The sequence below is a fragment of the Blautia sp. AF19-13LB genome, assembly GCF_003479105.1.
Lineage (GTDB): Bacteria > Bacillota > Clostridia > Lachnospirales > Lachnospiraceae > Fusicatenibacter > Fusicatenibacter saccharivorans.
Map to the genome: position 1 here is coordinate 1 of NZ_QUGO01000080.1, position 239 is coordinate 239.

The 239-nt window shown below is 56.5% G+C and carries 1 pseudogene; it reads right to left on the minus strand.

The features are described 5' to 3' along the window. Positions 1-239, minus strand: a pseudogene (locus DWX32_RS20415) (MobQ family relaxase); the annotation flags it as partial.

Sequence of the window (239 nt, forward strand, 5' to 3'; positions counted from 1 at the left end):
TTGGGCGGCTCTTTGCTTTCCTCTGTGCCGGGTGTGGCTTTCCGTACCCAGTAGCGGATATCCCGCAGCTTCTTCAAATCCTCCTGCACCTCTGTCAGCGGTACTTTCAGCTCTGCGATTTCGCTGAGAAGTTTTTCCTGCTCCTGTTGCAGTTCCTTTTGGGTGCTGTCCTTATCGTCCGGGTGCTTGGCAAGGTAGGCGGCGGCTTTCTCATACCGGGCAACCTCCGGGTGTTCCTG